Consider the following 16,666-nt stretch of genomic DNA (forward strand, 5'->3'; position numbering starts at 1 on the left):
TTTAATTATTGGGATTGGTATAACTATGGATGCGAATAATATTACAAATGATAATTATTATCAATACATAAATGAAAATGTTGATTTAATATTTTGATGATAGGTGTTTTTTATATAGAAGGGTGGTTGATGATTTTTCAGAGTGAATTTTAGGGTGGTATTCAAGGCAAGCAAATAAATATTATTGCTAGATAGGCTTTTATCTATGAAAAAGTGAGGTATATTAAGGAGGAAAGTAACTCATTTATACAGACTTAAATTTTTGAAAATTTGGTTCAATAACAAGCTATTAACATCATAATCAACCGCCCATAATTATGAGGATAATTTGAATAAAATAAGCAAAGAAGCGGCTGCATTTACAGCCTTGCCACTCAACATCCAAAACGCGTTAAAGCAAAATAAACGCATCGTCTTTATCGCCAATAACCCTTCTATTAGCACAGATAAACTCAAGCAGTTATTACGCCCTGACGATGTTTTGGTGTTATTTAACCATTTTATTAATGCTGATTTTTTTGCCAACCATCCGCTAGCAAGTAGCCTGCCTAAATTGTTATTTTTTCGCCAAATTGGGGACAGTAAACTGCATTTTGGTTTGCCACCGAGGAGCAATAATGTCGCGGTGATGAAGCGCATGGCAAAAGCGGCACCATTAGGTATTTTACTGAGCAATCAGCCTTATCAATTTCCTTTGCCCAGTGATGACCCAAGTCCCGATGATGATCCGATTGATGATGATCGCATACTGACGTTGCCACCAGCCGTGCAAGTGTTGTTGCAAGATGCGGCGCATCATAGCGTGTTATCGGAGCGCCATCCGGTTGTTGATGACTATCCTTACTTTACAGATATTCACTCTTCAGCCCCGTCGTCAGGATTTTTGTTGTATCGCTTGTTGCTAGCGGCGCGCGAGCATGTGCAGCTGATGCAAAACGCCACTCTGCCGCTACAATTATTAATGATAGGTTTTAATGACAATGATAAAACGGCGCACTTTTGGCAAGGGCATAATTGGGAATTTGAGCGCCATGAAATGAGTTCGCCGCCGCCCGAGGTGGAGATCATACGCCAGTATTAGGGCATGTCATCAACTCAAGCGCTGGACGTCTAAATGGGCTAAATTTTGCCAAACTTCGTCACATAGCTGGGTAATATCCCGATATTAACGGCGCTATTTTTCTTGTTTGACGTCAATTTGTCTCATTTTTATCACCATTTTTAAAATGAGAATACACCCTAAGTATGGAGGTATTTGCTCAAGCATTGGCTGTTGTAACAAATGCCCTCTAAACGTAGGCGGCATCGGCACAATAAGCCAGCTCTATCTCTTTACTGCCAGGTTGTCGTAACAGCATAATTGAATTTGATTGCTCGTTCGTCCAATCAATTAAGCCCATTTCAGAGAACTGCTCAAGCCAGCCGCCCATTGGCCAGCATTGCCATTTTTGATAAAAACGATTGGCATTGATGATAATACTTTCTAAATGATTGAGAGGCGGGCGATAGACAGCGTGCTGCTGATGATAAATAAGGTCGGCGGTCAGATAAAAAGCAATATCTAACTGACAGGCAGTAAAGGCAAAGTCGGTATCTTCTGCGCCATAACCGGTGTACTGCGCATCAAAACCTCCTATTTGCTCGAATTGTTCACGTTTAATCGCAAAGCATAAACTCCAAAAAGCGCCGTAATCATTTGTTTTTTTAATAGCTGTCGGTGCTGTCTCAGTAGAAATCGATTGTTTCGCATCGAAGTTATCACGATAAGGATTATAAACAGACAGACGATTCAAGTAATCATTAGTCAGCGCGCCCTTTTGCAACGCTAAGCTTTCCTCGTTTGATAAAGGTCGCGTCAGATAGCGCGGTTGTCCCATCAGTAGAGCGTTTGGATACTGGTTTAATTTTGTGCTTAGTTGTTCAATAAAGCTCGGCGCTACGATGCAATCAACGTCCAAAAATATCAGCGTCTCATGCGTAGCATGCGCGGCGCCAATATTGCGATTATGACCGATATCAAATTCGGTTTTGTCCGATTTTTCTAACGTTAGAACATCAAACGTTTGATGTTCTAACGTTTGATGGTCTGCGCTGTCCACTAAATCTACAGTTGTGGGAATCTTGACAATGTTTAAAGCAAAATCAGCCAGATGTTTGGGGTCAGCATCATCATTGACAATAATGACTTCGTCGGGCTTAACGCTGCCATTCGCAAGGCTACTGAGCAGATTATACAGGTGACGATTGCGTCCATAACAAGTCGTGATCACCGTTACCGGCACATGCTCTGAAACCGCGTTAAGATTGGTAATGGGTTTTACGGTCATTGTTTGTCAGCACCTCTTGTATTAATTTGGCTTGTATATTTTTGCTATGACGTTATTGATAATTATTGCACTTAATGTCTAGGCTTTAAGGCAAGCTGCGGCAGCAACCATTGTTCAAACCAATCTTTAGTCGTTCGATACTTGCCCGTACTCTGCATAAACGCTTGGGCTGACTGTATGGCTTCTTGATTAAGCGTTGTACTATCAGGCTTTGATAAGCACTGAGTTCGAGTGGAGTGGTCAGCAGTTTTGCCACTTAGCTTATGTGTGCCGCTTACATTTATTAACGCTTTAAATTGCTGCCAACTTAATGCGCGTCCTTGGGCTATCAACGCCTCTGCCATTACCTCTTGCTCTTGGTGGGGACGATCGTCAGGTAGGACGACCAGTGGCGTCGCATAATCATAGGCTTGGGCGACGGCATTTAGACCGCACGCCATCAGTAGATAATCGCTATGTTCGATGAATGGCGTCACATTACTCACTTCGGCCGCGATATCAACATAATGTCGTTTATCCTCGTCGATAGGGCCAAGCGATATAATAAAAGCATGTGGTAAAAGCTGCCGCAGCTCGGGCAGTTTTGCATCAATGGCTTGATGCCCACCATAGCCTTTAATGACGGTAACGATAGTTGGCGTATCTTTATCCTTATCATTTAGCATCAAAGAGAGTGCTTTTTCATCAGTGGTAAGCTGCATTAAGTCTTTTATAAAATCTTGGTAAGTTTGCGCATTTTTTTGCTCAGTGTTGATAAAGTCAAGATAGAGGGTCTTTTTGGCCAGCCAATCAAGTGTCATCGCGGATTCTAATGTGCGAGGATAAGGGGCAAGCAAAGCAAGCGCACCAGCGAAAGCGTTTAGATGCGGCTCATCATCGCGAATACCAGGCAGTCTGACATAAAGGTATGGAACACTGGCGGCGCGGCATAGCATGGCGACTTCAACGCTGACATCAACAATCATCAAATCAATACGGCGCTGATAAATCGTATCGAGTATTTTATGGCTGCGCTGCTGAATATCGCTATTACCGACGGGCGAATAATGCAGGCTGGCTGGTTGCCAATATTGTCCTGCGCGCCCAGCGAGTACATCATCTGCACGCTCATCCTCTGCTGGCAGTCGTACAATTTGCGCCTCATCTATAGCCGCAAACGTATAAGCATCAGAGGTTACGCTAGTAAATACCGTTAATTGCTGTCTTGCTTCAGTGGGTAATAAGGCAGCAAGCTTATCGATTTGGCGGCAATGACCTGAGCCGTGATGATGAGCGTAATAACCAAGCCGCATTATCCTCGCTCCATTATATTATTTAAGCGACTGCTTGAACTGATTATCGGCTCTGCTTTATTGCTTTTGCCATTTTTGTGGTTAAATGAATTCGGTTTTAAATGTACATCTGTTGGAGTTTCAACGCCTTTTTTCTGCTCGATTTCTGCTACTGCTGCTTTATACAAGTCTAAATAGCCTGCTACCATGGCTGCTACGGAACAAAACTGTAAGGCGCGTTCTCGGCAGGCTTGACGTGAGATGCTCTTAATCTTAGTAAAGCCTTTGATAAACGCGTCTTTATCTTCCTTAGCGACGATAACGCCGGTGCTTGGTGTGACAATCTCGGCGCTAGCACCAACATCAAAGCCAATCACTGGCGTACCGCACGCTAAGCTCTCAGCCAGTGTTAAACCATACGGCTCATCCCATGTGCTGGTAAATAGCATGGCAGTCGCTTGACAGAGGTAGCGATTTACCTCGTCTTTGGTGACATGACCGACATAATCAAACAGTTTTTGCGCGCCATTTTCACCATCTTGAGCCAAGAGTGGGGCAACTTGCTCATCAAAATACGCTTCGTTGCTTTTGGGACCAGCGATGATAAGTTTTTTTCCCGCTTCCATACAGTATTGCATGGCCAAATGTGTGCCTTTTTCGGGGCAAATACGTCCAAACCAAAAATAAATTTCACCATTTTCACGGGTAAAATCATCCGTAAATTCAATATTAGCATTAAAGGATTTTACATCAATGCCGTTATAAACCACTTCTGATGGCACAAACTCTGAAAAAAGCTGCTGTTGGTGTTTGCTGATAGCGGTAAACTGGGTGGTTGTACCATGACGCAAGGTCAATAGCGCCAAACGCAATTGCGGGAAAATAGGCGTATGAAAGGTGGTAAAAAACCGCGCGCCAAACGCTTGACCGGTCATCATCGGGATATGATGTAAGCTGTGATTATGCACGATGTCAATCTCACCACGTTCATCGCGCTCGATGATATCGCGTAGCACATCTTGATAGACCAAATACTGATACATCTCCTCGCGGCTCATGCCTAAAGTCTCATGCTCATTCGGATAGACAGTCTTATCAAATTCTTCTCGGGTTAGTATTGGGACAAGGCGAGCCTGCGTTTGACTGTCTTTATGTGCATAAAGCAAAACCTCATGGCCTTGGGAGACAAGCTCATCACATATAAGCTGAGTAATCATCTCAAGCCCGCCAGCAAAGGGCTGAGCAATAGGATATAAACAATGAGCAATCATCGCAATACGTAAAGGTTTATCCGCTAACAGGGCAGGGCGTTCAGCATTATTGTCAATAGCCTCTATAAAATTAATAGGATCAGCAACGGGCATAAGTACCTCAAAGTAAAACGAGCGATTATGGTAAATAAGTAAAAAAGGCAGTCTTAATAAAACAACTGCTTAAAACATGCTAAAGCGTTGATTCGCTATCAATAGACTGCTGCAGGCGTTTTTAAGCGTTATTCAATTAATAGGCTAAATTTCAAATTAATAAGCTAAAAATAAATGCTTAAAGCCAATCATTAAGAATTAATAATTTTTTTGTCTTCAAATAACGTGTAGATTTCAGGTTGTAATGGCTTTAGACTTTTGGTTTGTTTACGAGGCTGATTAACAGCCAAGGTAACGGCAGGTTTAGATTTAATGCTAATACTAGACGAATTTTTCTTAGGGACCGTAAAGTTATCAAATGCCACTTTTGCGGCGCCAATTTTTAACATACAAATCATCAAAGCACAGATAAATAATAGCGGAGAATAAAGCGGCGAGAACGGTGCCACTATAACGGCAGTGATGATATTGAGTAGCAAAATCAGCTTGGGTAACGCCACCATATTGGCGCGACGTAATGAGCTTTGAGTACGAATGTATTCTTGCTTTGGGGTGCAGACAAAGGGTTTTTCGCTACCCCATAACACAGGCAACCACGATAGTGCACCAAGCTCCCAAAAATTTAAATGCATCAGCCATGCTCTGACACGCATTTTGATACTATACTCATGGTTTTGACTGAGCTGTTTGTTCAGTGGCGCTTTATCCTGTAAATATGCCCATAATCGCCTTATGATAAAAACGCTATAGCTGGCATAGACCAAGTACAAAGGCGTGAGTAGGGAAATATCAGGCATGACATCTGAGAATTGAAACTTTAAAAGTGCGTAGCCAAGGATAAATAAGGTCGCTAGCTGCAAAAAGATAAATAAACCAGTGAAGTTTATCCAAGCACTGAGCTGAGATAAATGCGCACGCGCATATGCCAAACGTTTACCCAGACTTTTCGTATCTTGGATTTTAGTGGGCAAGGCTATTGAAAAATAGTTGCTTAACACCTGCATATTGCCATAGATCCAGCGCCGACGTTGACACATCAGATCATTTAACGAGGTAGGTAATAGGCCTGTCGCAATAACTTCTGGTATGAACTGACTGCGAAACCCTCTTTTATGCATCAATACGCCCATTTGCGCATCTTCAGTAATGGAGGCACCTGACCAACCGCCTAAGCTCAAAAGATCGGAGCGACGTATCACTGCATAAGTGCCTGTTGATAGTGCACGCTTACGATTAAAGGGGCGATATAAATGATGATTAAAATAATGGTTAAGCTCGCTGTGCGTGTCCATTTGCCCAGCACTGCGGTAAAACTGCGGGAACTGTAAAAGCGTATGGTTTGGATATTGCTTAATAGCATTGGCAATAGATATTCTTGCATGCGGAAGTGCTTGATAATCACTATCGACCACCACAAGGTGTGAGCAGTCTGGATTCATAAGACCCAACGCCAAATTTAACGCGCCTGCCTTAAAACCGGCTACTGCATCGATATGATAAAAACGCACATTGAGTGCTGGATCTAGACTGGCGCAAAAAGCGGCCAAAGGCTGATACATGGACGTATCTGTATTGTTGTTATCGATAATAAGTATCTCATCAGTCGCCTGTTTTACAGCCAGCAAAGACTGGATAGTCGCAATCACCATTTCTGGTGGTTCAGACCGGGTCATTAGCTGAAAACTGAAAGACGCAGGAGCTAAAAGATGTTTTTTATGAACTGTCATGGCTTATCCTTAGGCACATACGACGGACGAAAATATTGATAAAAGCATGGATGAAAAACACATGCAAAAAATGAGCATAGTAATAGTTATAATGAAGTAGTTATTATTGTGTTTTCGATTACCCGACAAATAGTAATACAAAACTCGGTAACCTTGAGACTGTTAAGTGTTGGTGAATATTTAAGAGTGTAATCCTACGTAATTTATGCGAGCTATTTCACACCTATCAGTACGCCTAATACGAGTTAGACGAGGTTTGTGTTATCAGATAAATCGCAAAGTTTTTGGGATAATTTAAGTATTTCAAAAAGGAGCTACAGAAAAGAGGGACAGCGAGAATGACAAGAATTTAAAACAGAGAAGGAAATATAAAGGCGATGCAACGAAGAACGCTAGGGTTAAAAAATAGTGCCTTGTATAAAAAGAGCCTTGTATACATTGCTTAAAGAATGATAGATTTCAGAAAATAAAAGCGCATTAGGCATGTTTATGACTGCCTAATACGCTTTATCATGAATAACTAATAGGTTTCAAATATTACTTAATATTAAAACCTAAAATTAATAGTTATTACTGCGGCGCCAATCGTCAACTTCACGTTCGGCATCTTCTTTACTATGGCCATAACGTTCTTGGACACGGCCAACCAACTTATCACGGCTGCCTTCAATGTGCGTGAGATCGTCATCGGTCAAATCCGCCCATTTCTGTTTTACTGAGCCTTTAAGTTGGTTCCAATCACCTTTTAAAGTATGTTCATTCATAGTGGTATTCCTTTTCCGATTATTAGATTAATTTATTGGCTATCTAACTATTAAGACCCATCAATTTGCTTTGTTATATTTCTCAATTATGGGTTATCAGCTGGCATAAATCCCTAGCTGACAAATCTAATATAAGCATGGAAAATCGGGTTGTCTGTAGATTGAATGTTTAGAGTGTTACCAGAATATTAGTAACAGATTCATTGTGTTAGCGAAGTATATGGCGTGTCGCAAGTGAATGACTGTGCATTTTTTATTTCTAACGGTTTGCTTCTAAATGTGCTAAAAACGCTGCAAAACCTTCTGTCGCCCGCGCTTGTAAGCGGCTACTGGTAATGACTCGAACGCGATTACTCCAAGTGATGGCAAAATTTTGCTTCTCAAATTTTTTCACCAAATCGACATCTTCATGACAAGGCAGGGCTGCAAAACCGCCAACAGCGAGATAAGCTTCACTACTAAAGCTTAGATTTGCCCCATGAATATGGCGATGTCCCATACTATCTTGATAGTGAGCGATATACTCTTTGCGCGTTTGTGGCGTTAAATGTGACCAATCATCAACGATCACAACGCCGCATATCATAGCGGTCGGCTGGGCTTTTATATGGGCGATTTGCTGCGTTAACCAGTCTGCTGTGACGAGCGAATCAGCGTCGGTACAGGCAATCCAAGTCGCGCCAGAGGTGAGAGCATAACGAATGCCAAAATCTCGTACTTGTCCCACACATTGGTAATCACAGCATAGATAATCTACGCCCGCGCGCTTAACCAATGCAAGCGTATCATCGCTACAACTATCGAGCACCACCAGTACAGTGGCGGTAATGGTAGAGGGCAGCTGCTCAATGGCGCTCTGCACCGATGCCAAGCATTTAGAAATGGTCAGCGCTTCGTTATGAGCGGGAATGACGATAGCGATATTGATATTTGTATTATTCATCCATTCTCCTCGGCGGGTTCACTATTAAACCAAGTTCTCTTGCATAGCCACCGTTTCTGGCGAACGTTGCCAAACATCCAATAAAAAATCGCTATCGAGCACTTTACTTTGATGGGTAAAGATGGGGGTTTTACTATCGATTTGCTGACCTTGCTTAGGGTTTGTCTGATGAGTTACTCTGTTAAATGCTTGGTTCAGATGTTGGTGTACCGTTTCACCCGTCATAGCAAAGCCATCAATGTCATAACGCCAATGACAGCAGAGTAACGTGCCACCTACCGCAAGATTTTTCTGAATCCAAGCGATGACGGTATCAATATCATGTGCCGATAAATAATATAAAATTTCACTAATCACAATTAAATCAAAATGCGATTTTGCATTCGGTAATACGCTAGGAATGACCCCTTGTATGACCTTTACATGCTCGACCTCTGCCAAACGCTGCTTAGCAAGATGCACCGCCTGTTTATTACCGTCGATACTGACCAAGGTCTGACAACGGCTGGCAAGTAGGGCGCTAAACACACCGTTACCGCAGCCTAACTCGATGGCATTGGTATATTTTGCTTGGGGCAACACCGCTAGACACATATCGCGTTTGCGCTTTTCATACCAGCGGGTCTGATACTGCCACGGGTCGCTATTGTCGTTGTATAAGGCATCAAAATAGCTTTCTGAATAAGTATGAGCTGACGTATCATTTTTACTATTGTGAAAATCAGATTCAGAAGCACTCAAGTCGGTTGTAGATACCTGCGAATTACCAACCTCATGCAGTGGCGGTGTCAATTTAAGATTGTGGCTCATATAAATAAACTTCCCAAGGTTGGCTAATTCTAGCGATGGTTTGAGCCGATAAAATAGGCGGGTTGCCCGTACTTTCATCAACGGTTATTTGGCTTTTAAAGCAGGCAATAGCCTCGGTTTTGCGCTGTAATTGCTCGGGTGTTAAGTCCACTCTGAGCGCACAGTGCCAAGGAATACGGCTGTCGGCAGGCTTTGCCCAATGCCAAGCCCAAATTAACACTTGATAACAGGCGAGCTGATGCTCTTTAGCAAATGCAGCGACCACTTGTCCTGTTGTTTCATGATCAGGATGCCCATCGTGTATAAAAGGTGTGACTAAAATATCATCAGGTTGAATAATTGCTGCTAATTTTTGGTGAAACTGTGCCCGCTCAGCAAAAACATCACCATCGGTTAGCTCTAAAGAAATACACGTCACCTGATGCGCAATACCCAACACTTCTAACGCCGCTAAGCTTTCTTGCGGACGGATAGTATCAAGCAGGCGCGGCGGATAAATCTGCGAGTCAGGGTGACTTTGCGTGCCGTTGGTCACATGCACAAGGACGATAGAATTACCGTTGGCGACCAATTGTTGCAGCAGTCCGCCGCAGCCCAATATTTCATCGTCAGGATGCGGCGCAAATACGCAAACGCGCTGCTGCGGTGGGAAGCTTTTTGCTATCTCTAATCGAGATAAATCCTGTAGTCCTTGCCAGTTTTGCCAAGCATCGGTGCTAGTACCATCGCCTTCAATGACACGGTCACCGACAATCGGATGATCAGGCGCAAAGTTTTGTACCAGCACATCTGCTTTTGGTGTCATAGTTGCCATATGTTGTCCTGTTTGTCTGCCGAATCCCTGATTGCGGCGCGGTCTAAGGCGCTAGATAACTCGCCGATGCTTTGTAAATCAAAGGCACCATGACTTTGGCGAATAAAGACTGCCAAATCTGCGGTTAATCTGGCAAAGTGGGCATTGCCACAAAACGGCGCCGCCCCCAATGCTTGTCCGACTGTTTCCATCACTTGGCGTGCTACTTGCTCAACGTTGGCGCGTAATTGACGGATAGTAAGTTCATGGTTTTGCTGCGGCTCACTCTCTATTAAGTCAGCAACATGATAAAAATACTGCTGAGTAACGGCCAATGCTGTGCTGATTTGACCCAAATACATGGCCTTATAATCATTGGGTTTATGCTGATAAGCGGTTATTAAATAATTGGCGATGCAAGCGGCCGCGCCATACCAGCAAGCCGCAACGCCTGCCGCGCCATGCCAAAATCCTACCCGTTCTAAATACGCATTTGGCGCACCCACGTTACTGGCCGCTACTTCATGGAACTGTATGGTCGCCGTATCAGTGGCTTGCATGCCAACCGCTTGCCAAGCATCATTATCAATATCAATGCCAGATTGGTGCATATCTACCATCAATAGTTGCGCTTGTCCCAGCTCATCGCGATAAGTCATCAGCCCATAATCCACGAGATTAGCACCTGAGCACCATGCTTTGATACCGCTGATTTTGCCCTTTTTATAACGTACAGGATTCGGATGACCTTCGGCTGCCCAAACTGCCCATAAGCCTTGAGGCGCTTTATCGTAGCCAACTTCATGCAAAATACTTAACGCATCTAAATGCGATTCAAACCATTTTGCAATGGTTAAATCTAGGCTTGAAACGTAAGCCAGTACTTGCCATCGAATCAAGGTGTTTGAGTTATTTGAATGGCTTGTGCGTTTATTGTTTTTAGCGCTCGTCGTATGACTTGCCCTTATGACATGGCCAGTAGCACTAGCAGGGTGAGGGATTTTGTCGCTATAGCCGATTAAAATAGTTAATATCTCACGGCGTAACTTATCGGTTATAGCCAAACCATCGATCGTTTGGTTTTCTGCGCGTATAGCGTCGTCTATAGCAGATTTTATATTTGATAATAAGGCGTTTTTGCCATCGTGCGCTAACATACAGTCTCCTAATTATGATTATGAATCAGACATTTGCACGGCATCGAAAGCGCCATCATCTGCTGGCCGTTTTTTATTATCATATCGGCCCGTTAAATATAAATCGTCTAAAAAGCGTTGCTGCCAAGCGTATAAGTCATTTTGATGTAGCCCTTGTAACAACGTTTGATAGCGTAACTGTCGCTCTTTTAACGGCATCGTCAGTGCCGCTTTTAACCCCTCTATCATACTAGTAGGCTGATGCGGGTCAACAATGACTGCAGCTTGCATCTGCTCAGCGGCTCCTGCATAGCGAGAAAGCATCAGTACGCCCGGATTATCAGGATTCTGAGCGGCTATGTATTCTTTAGCCACCAAATTCATACCGTCTTTTAAGGAGTTGACCCAGCCGATATCGCTTTGCCAAAATGCTGCCATCAAGGGCTCATGCTTTAATACGTTTTCGCTATATTTAATCGCTTGCCAAGTACTTGCATCAGATGAAAATTGCTGATTTATATCGCTGACCGTGTGCTTTACTTCCTTATAAAGCCTTTGATAAGTTGGCAAATCTAAACGACTAGGACAAGCGATTTGTAATAATTGCAGCGTATTTTGATAGCTTGGATAATGCTCTAAAAAGTCACGATAGGCTGAAAAACGCCTTAATAAGCCTTTTGAATAATCAATTCTATCTACCGCGATAATTTGTTGTGTCGTCGTCTTAATGGTTTTTTTGTATGCACTATGCTGGACAAAAGGCGAAGGTAAAGACGAGGCTAACTGACTGACCTGCTGCTGAATTCTCGCCACATTAATGCCAATCGGATAGGTGTTAATCAGTAAAGAATGTTGAGGTTTGAAGTTTAAATTAAGCTTTAACTGCGTCCCAGATGAGCGGTAAGAGTGAGTAAAAGGTTGATTTTTTTGCAAGATATGGATGGGTGCAAGCTCGAAATAGCTGTTCTCTACTAAGGTATCTTCACTTACATTGTCTTTTACCAAACGGTCTTTGCCTAAGCTTCCTTTTATTAGGCTGTCTTTTAAGTAATGCTGGAAAACATCAACGCAATTGGTGCGTCCTTGCTGTGTTTGGGTGCCGAGCACATCATAATGCGCCAAATGATGAATGAGCTCAGCGCTTTGCTCAAGCTGTTGCCAAAAATCCAGCGCCACAAAAGGAATATGTAAAAAAAGCCCAATGCGATTGTTGATGCCAAGCTTTCGGCAATGATAAGCCACACTTAGAAAGTGGTAGTCATGTACCCAGATCACATCATCAGGCTGAACGATGCTTTTTAATTGGCGAGCAAATAGCTGGTTGACCGCCTGATAGCCGGCATAATCGTCTGCTGTTTGGCTAATAAGCGCCGTTTGCTCATGCAGTAGTGGCCACAATACATTGTTGGCAAAACCGCAATAAAAATGCTGATATTGCTGCGTGGTAAAAGCTGTGGTCATATAAGTGATTTGTGTTGTGCTGGTTTTTGCGTTGCTGCTTGCAAAAAAGCGTTGTTGAATACTGCTAAATGTATTGGCGTCGCCAGTATTATGGTCATTAATAACTTCGCCATTCCAGCCCATCCAGACGACTGATTTTCCGATTAAGACGTCTTGCAATGCGACAGCGAGCCCGCCCGCCATAGGATGGTTATCGGGCAGTTTTACCCGATTAGATAAGACAATTAAGCGGCTCATATAACAGGTCTCGTGATGTTTTTTAATGGCTGTCGGTCAGTATCTGTTGGTAGAGAAACTCGCGCTGTTGAACCAGATAAGTCGGACGATAAATGGGGACGTTGTTGGCAAAACTTTAAAAAGCTCTCGAGTAAAACTGTGACCTCAAAAATATTATTGACATAATAATGGGCACACGTCGGTTCAGTGCTGTCATAGCCTACTTTAATACCCATACCTCTTATGAATGGTTTAAAATCCTCTCGCGGTTCGTTATTCTTTATAAAGCGACTTTTTTTTGTCATCTGCTTGTCGCCTTGTACCGCCATAAATCCTGCTTCATCGGTGATGTCATCGCCAATAAAGATGGGACAAAGCGTATGGCTGCTTTGGAGTTGTTTTAATAAGCTTAATAGTGCGCTGCCTTTGTCAGCGTCTTTGGGCGCGATTTCCCAGACATATTTACCCTGTTTTAATATCCAATCGGCATGGCTTTTTACGATTGTTGTTATAATGCGATAAGCGATATCGGCTAAGGCGGGATTTTGTCGATAATGTAGGGCAACGGAGTAGGGCTTGTCTTCTATGATAAAATCGTCGTAGGGCAAGCAAGAGCGGATAAGCGCTTGTTTTATAATAGCAAGCTCAGCGCTGTCGACGAATGAAACGCTCGTATTCTTATTGAAGTCGTTATCTTCAAAGTCTATTTCTAGTCCATGCGTTGCGGCGATTGGTAAGCTTAGCGGCGCCAGCATTTGCTTTGCTTCGGCTAGACTGCGCCCAGTAACAGCAGCGATTTTGACGCCATAATCTTGTATGTTTTGTAAAAGTGTTAAAGTGGTAGCGGGGATAAAGCTGTCTTTCGGGTTCAAGGTGAAATCAGCAAGCGTGCCGTCGATATCTAAAAACAAGCAGTAGCGCTGCTGATGAGAGAGGTAATCAGCGAGGTGATTTGGCGCAATATATATAGGACATCTGATAGGGGCGCTATTTGCTGGGACGCTTCTTCCTGAAGTCACATGTTATCCTTATTTTAATGTGTTATATGATGCTCTAAAACGGGTATTGTTTAATCGAAGTTAAGCAATTAAAGTTAAGCAATCAAGGCTAAGCCATTAAAGTTAAGTAAATAAAAATTATTAACGAAGCTTAGTAATTAAGCTTCCTCATAAGTTTGCCATAAAGTCCATCCTACTACGATGGACAAAATATGGTATTTAGTATAAGTTTTTTTAGTATCTGTCTTTTAATTTACAAAAACCATTAGGAAAAGATTATGCATATCAGCGCAAATTTCGATGCCGGTAATATTGAGGTTATCAATGCAGAAGATCAAACCAACATTCAATTGGCAATTCGTCCAGACGTGGGCGGCGAGTTTTTTCAGTGGTTTAACTTTCGTCTATCAGGCGAAGTTGGCGAGCAGTACGTACTCAACATTATGAATGCAGGGAAGGCCTCCTACCTTGCAGGCTGGGAGGATTATCAAGCGGTGGCTTCCTATGATCGCGAGTATTGGTTCCGTCTGCCAACCTCTTATAGGGATGGTAAGTTAACGATAACGGCAGAGCTTGCGTGCGAAAGTATTCAAATTGCGTATTTCGCTCCCTATAGCTATGAGCGTCATCAAGACTTGTTAGCGGCGGTGCAAGTGCATCCGCTCGCATGTTTAGAGCATTTGGGCGAAACGCTTGATAAACGCGACTTAACCTTAGTAAAAGTAGGTGATGGTGATAGCAAGAAGCGCAGTATCTGGATTACGGCGCGCCAGCATCCGGGCGAGACAATGGCTGAATGGCTGGTTGAGGGGCTATTGAACAGTTTGTTAGACGAGGATAATGCCACGGCTAAGTTGTTATTGGAAAAAGCCAATTTTTATATCGTACCGAATATGAATCCTGATGGCAGTGTGCGCGGGCATCTGCGTACCAATGCGGTAGGGACGAATCTAAACCGTGAATGGGCAAACCCAAGCTTAGAAAAAAGCCCTGAAGTATTTCATGTCATCAATAAAATGGAAGAAACGGGCGTGGACTTGTTTTATGACGTGCATGGTGATGAAGCGCTGCCGTATGTATTCCTTGCCGGCTCGCAGGGCACGCCAAGCTATAACGACCGCCTTGCCCATCTACGTGATAAATTCTCAGAAGTCTTAACATTGGCCAGTGCCGATTTTCAGTCTGAATTTGGTTATGACATTGATGCGCCGGGCACAGCAAATATGACGATTGCCACCCACTGGGTAGCCGAGCGTTTTGATTGCCTTGCCAACACTTTAGAGATGCCATTTAAAGAGAATGCCAATTTACCTTTTGAAGATACAGGTTGGTCACCTGAGCGTTCTATTAAATTAGGGGAAGCCTCGTTAATCGCTATGCTGGCGGTCGTTGATGAGTTGCGTTAATCATAAATTTGCTGCAAGTTAATCAGATGGTTTCATGACAATAATTTAATAGTGATGGTTTAATTGTTTAGGGCAGGAGCTTAAACGCTCAGTTTTTAGCTTTTGCTCTAGGCAATTACAAGGTTATTAAATGGCGGGTAGCAGTAATTTTGCATTTTTATTAAATAAATCTGTTTTAATCGGCTCTTGATGACTTGATAAAAAACGACATAATTAAACCACTTATCGCTAGTATAATCCTCAAAATAAATGCCGTCTGTACCCCAGCAGTTAATGACGTACTGGTTAGAGCTGGATCTGCTGGATAGGTAACATTTTTTAAGAAGTTGTTTTGTGAGGCAGACATTATTGTGATGGCAAGTGCAGTCCCAATTGAGCCAGAGACTTGCAGTAAAGTGTTTATCAAAGCGGTGCCGTCTGGGTATAATTTTTTGGGTAGCGCATTCAATCCATGGGTCTGCATCGGCATCATGACAAATGTCGCGCCGATCATCAAACCTGAATGCAAAAATATCGCCATGGCAATTGAGGTGTCAGTGGTTACCTTTGATAGCAGCCACAGCATAATAATCATAATGATAAAGCCGGGTGTAAAGAGCCATTTAGGTCCATATTTATCATAGACACGCCCAGCAACTGGCGACAAGATGCCATTGATTGCTCCTCCTGGCATAAGGATAAGGCCTGCTGTCAGTGCTGCTAGCCCAAGCCCAATTTGTAGATATAAGGGCAACAGAATCATGCTTGATAAAATAATCATGAAAGTAGCGGAAACACTGAGTAAGGCTAAGGTAAACGTCGGATGCTTTAGCGTGCGCAAATCTAACATTGGCTTATCGAGTTTGAATTGTCTTGATGAAAACACCAAAAGAGAAAGCAGACCTATTATAAGAGTACTAAGTACAATGGGGCTGCCCCAGCCTCGATGACCTGCGGTACTAAAGCCGTACACAATACCACCAAAACCAATGGTTGATAATAAGATTGAAAGCACATCTATTTTAGGTTTGGTCAGCGGCGAAACGTTTTGTACAAACAGCAGTCCGTATACCAATGAAAAAACCAAAAACGGAATAAGTAGCCAAAGAATCCAATTCCAACTCAAGATCTCAATAATTAACCCTGCTGTAGCAGGCCCAATCGCCGGTGGCGCCATCATCACCAGCCCAATTAATCCCATAATCGTCCCTCTTTTATGTATCGGGAAGATGATTAATACGGTATTGAACATAAGAGGAATCAGTAAACCAGTACCGATGGCCTGAATGACGCGGCCGAGTATTAATACTTCGAAAAGTGGATGACAAGATTGTAATCTTAACGTCATCTGTTAGTCAGAAGGATTCATGTATTATGCATGTATGATGATAGTGTCGTGATATCGGATCAAACGCCTAACGTATTGCTCCAAATTTAAAAATGAAAGACAGCTCCTTTTGATTATAAATAT

The 16,666-nt window shown here is 42.9% G+C and carries 14 protein-coding genes; 2 read left to right on the forward strand and 12 right to left on the reverse strand.

The window, feature by feature from the left end:
• Positions 1-328: 328 nt before the first annotated feature.
• A complete protein-coding gene (locus B2866_RS12095) occupies positions 329-1,081 on the forward strand; it encodes a hypothetical protein (protein WP_296194629.1) in 753 nt (250 codons plus the stop codon).
• Between the two features lie 208 nt (positions 1,082-1,289).
• On the opposite strand, the gene B2866_RS12100 is transcribed toward B2866_RS12095, so the two are convergent.
• The 11 genes from B2866_RS12100 to otsB all read right to left on the reverse strand — a co-directional run bounded on the left by B2866_RS12100 (position 1,290) and on the right by otsB (position 13,831).
• Positions 1,290-2,327 (reverse strand): glycosyltransferase family 2 protein, encoded by a 1,038-nt coding sequence (locus B2866_RS12100; protein WP_296194632.1) that lies wholly within the window; start codon positions 2,325-2,327, stop codon positions 1,290-1,292.
• Between the two features lie 71 nt (positions 2,328-2,398).
• On the reverse strand, positions 2,399-3,619 hold the full coding sequence (locus tag B2866_RS12105) for a hypothetical protein (RefSeq protein ID WP_296194634.1): 1,221 nt from the start codon (positions 3,617-3,619) through the stop codon (positions 2,399-2,401).
• Positions 3,619-4,962 carry a glycosyltransferase gene (locus tag B2866_RS12110; RefSeq protein ID WP_296194636.1) on the reverse strand — a complete coding sequence of 448 codons (1,344 nt, stop codon included), beginning with the start codon at positions 4,960-4,962 and terminating at the stop codon, positions 3,619-3,621. Before B2866_RS12110 ends, B2866_RS12105 begins: the two co-directional genes overlap by 1 nt.
• A 191-nt stretch (positions 4,963-5,153) precedes the next feature.
• Complete coding sequence (locus B2866_RS12115; protein ID WP_296194638.1) at positions 5,154-6,689, reverse strand: glycosyltransferase family 2 protein; 1,536 nt, start codon at positions 6,687-6,689, stop codon at positions 5,154-5,156.
• Positions 6,690-7,249: 560 nt separating this feature from the next.
• Entirely contained in the window at positions 7,250-7,453 is a 204-nt protein-coding gene (locus tag B2866_RS12120; protein WP_296194641.1) for a CsbD family protein, read from the reverse strand.
• A gap of 259 nt (positions 7,454-7,712) precedes the next feature.
• A complete protein-coding gene (locus tag B2866_RS12125; protein ID WP_409520877.1) occupies positions 7,713-8,396 on the reverse strand; it encodes a glycosyltransferase in 684 nt (227 codons plus the stop codon).
• A gap of 24 nt (positions 8,397-8,420) precedes the next feature.
• Positions 8,421-9,206 carry a class I SAM-dependent DNA methyltransferase gene (locus tag B2866_RS12130; protein WP_296194644.1) on the reverse strand — a complete coding sequence of 262 codons (786 nt, stop codon included), beginning with the start codon at positions 9,204-9,206 and terminating at the stop codon, positions 8,421-8,423.
• Positions 9,190-10,011 carry a PIG-L deacetylase family protein gene (locus tag B2866_RS12135; protein ID WP_296194719.1) on the reverse strand — a complete coding sequence of 274 codons (822 nt, stop codon included), beginning with the start codon at positions 10,009-10,011 and terminating at the stop codon, positions 9,190-9,192. Before B2866_RS12135 ends, B2866_RS12130 begins: the two co-directional genes overlap by 17 nt.
• Positions 10,008-11,156, reverse strand: a complete 1,149-nt coding sequence (locus B2866_RS12140; protein WP_296194647.1) for an acyl-CoA dehydrogenase — start codon at positions 11,154-11,156, stop codon at positions 10,008-10,010. The genes B2866_RS12135 and B2866_RS12140 overlap by 4 nt, the downstream gene beginning before the upstream one ends.
• An 18-nt stretch (positions 11,157-11,174) precedes the next feature.
• Positions 11,175-12,833 carry an alpha,alpha-trehalose-phosphate synthase (UDP-forming) gene (locus B2866_RS12145; protein WP_296194649.1) on the reverse strand — a complete coding sequence of 553 codons (1,659 nt, stop codon included), beginning with the start codon at positions 12,831-12,833 and terminating at the stop codon, positions 11,175-11,177.
• Positions 12,830-13,831: a trehalose-phosphatase gene (gene otsB, locus B2866_RS12150; protein ID WP_296194652.1), complete on the reverse strand. Its 1,002-nt coding sequence runs from the start codon at positions 13,829-13,831 to the stop codon at positions 12,830-12,832. Before otsB ends, B2866_RS12145 begins: the two co-directional genes overlap by 4 nt.
• Before the next feature lie 257 nt (positions 13,832-14,088).
• Between otsB and B2866_RS12155 the strand changes: the two genes are divergently transcribed.
• The gene (locus tag B2866_RS12155) at positions 14,089-15,216 is read left to right on the forward strand and encodes a M14 family metallopeptidase (RefSeq protein WP_296194655.1); all 1,128 of its coding nucleotides are present in this window, start codon (positions 14,089-14,091) and stop codon (positions 15,214-15,216) included.
• Positions 15,217-15,391: 175 nt separating this feature from the next.
• Here B2866_RS12155 and B2866_RS12160 read toward each other — a convergent pair whose 3' ends face one another.
• Entirely contained in the window at positions 15,392-16,543 is a 1,152-nt protein-coding gene (locus B2866_RS12160; protein ID WP_296194658.1) for a DHA2 family efflux MFS transporter permease subunit, read from the reverse strand.
• Positions 16,544-16,666: the final 123 nt, after the last annotated feature.

The organism is Psychrobacter sp. UBA3483, from assembly GCF_002377905.1.
Classification (GTDB): domain Bacteria; phylum Pseudomonadota; class Gammaproteobacteria; order Pseudomonadales; family Moraxellaceae; genus Psychrobacter.

Bases quoted from the DNA above. Each gene is read 5' to 3' on its own strand.
- B2866_RS12100 (WP_296194632.1), bottom strand. From the start codon at position 2,327: ATGACCGTAAAACCCATTACCAATCTTAACGCGGTTTCAGAGCATGTG.
- B2866_RS12105 (WP_296194634.1), bottom strand. From the start codon at position 3,619: ATGCGGCTTGGTTATTACGCTCATCATCACGGCTCAGGTCATTGCCGC.
- B2866_RS12110 (WP_296194636.1), bottom strand. From the start codon at position 4,962: ATGCCCGTTGCTGATCCTATTAATTTTATAGAGGCTATTGACAATAAT.
- B2866_RS12115 (WP_296194638.1), bottom strand. From the start codon at position 6,689: ATGACAGTTCATAAAAAACATCTTTTAGCTCCTGCGTCTTTCAGTTTT.
- B2866_RS12120 (WP_296194641.1), bottom strand. From the start codon at position 7,453: ATGAATGAACATACTTTAAAAGGTGATTGGAACCAACTTAAAGGCTCA.
- B2866_RS12125 (WP_409520877.1), bottom strand. From the start codon at position 8,396: ATGAATAATACAAATATCAATATCGCTATCGTCATTCCCGCTCATAAC.
- B2866_RS12130 (WP_296194644.1), bottom strand. From the start codon at position 9,206: ATGAGCCACAATCTTAAATTGACACCGCCACTGCATGAGGTTGGTAAT.
- B2866_RS12135 (WP_296194719.1), bottom strand. From the start codon at position 10,011: ATGACACCAAAAGCAGATGTGCTGGTACAAAACTTTGCGCCTGATCAT.
- B2866_RS12140 (WP_296194647.1), bottom strand. From the start codon at position 11,156: ATGTTAGCGCACGATGGCAAAAACGCCTTATTATCAAATATAAAATCT.
- B2866_RS12145 (WP_296194649.1), bottom strand. From the start codon at position 12,833: ATGAGCCGCTTAATTGTCTTATCTAATCGGGTAAAACTGCCCGATAAC.
- B2866_RS12155 (WP_296194655.1), top strand. From the start codon at position 14,089: ATGCATATCAGCGCAAATTTCGATGCCGGTAATATTGAGGTTATCAAT.
- B2866_RS12160 (WP_296194658.1), bottom strand. From the start codon at position 16,543: ATGACGTTAAGATTACAATCTTGTCATCCACTTTTCGAAGTATTAATA.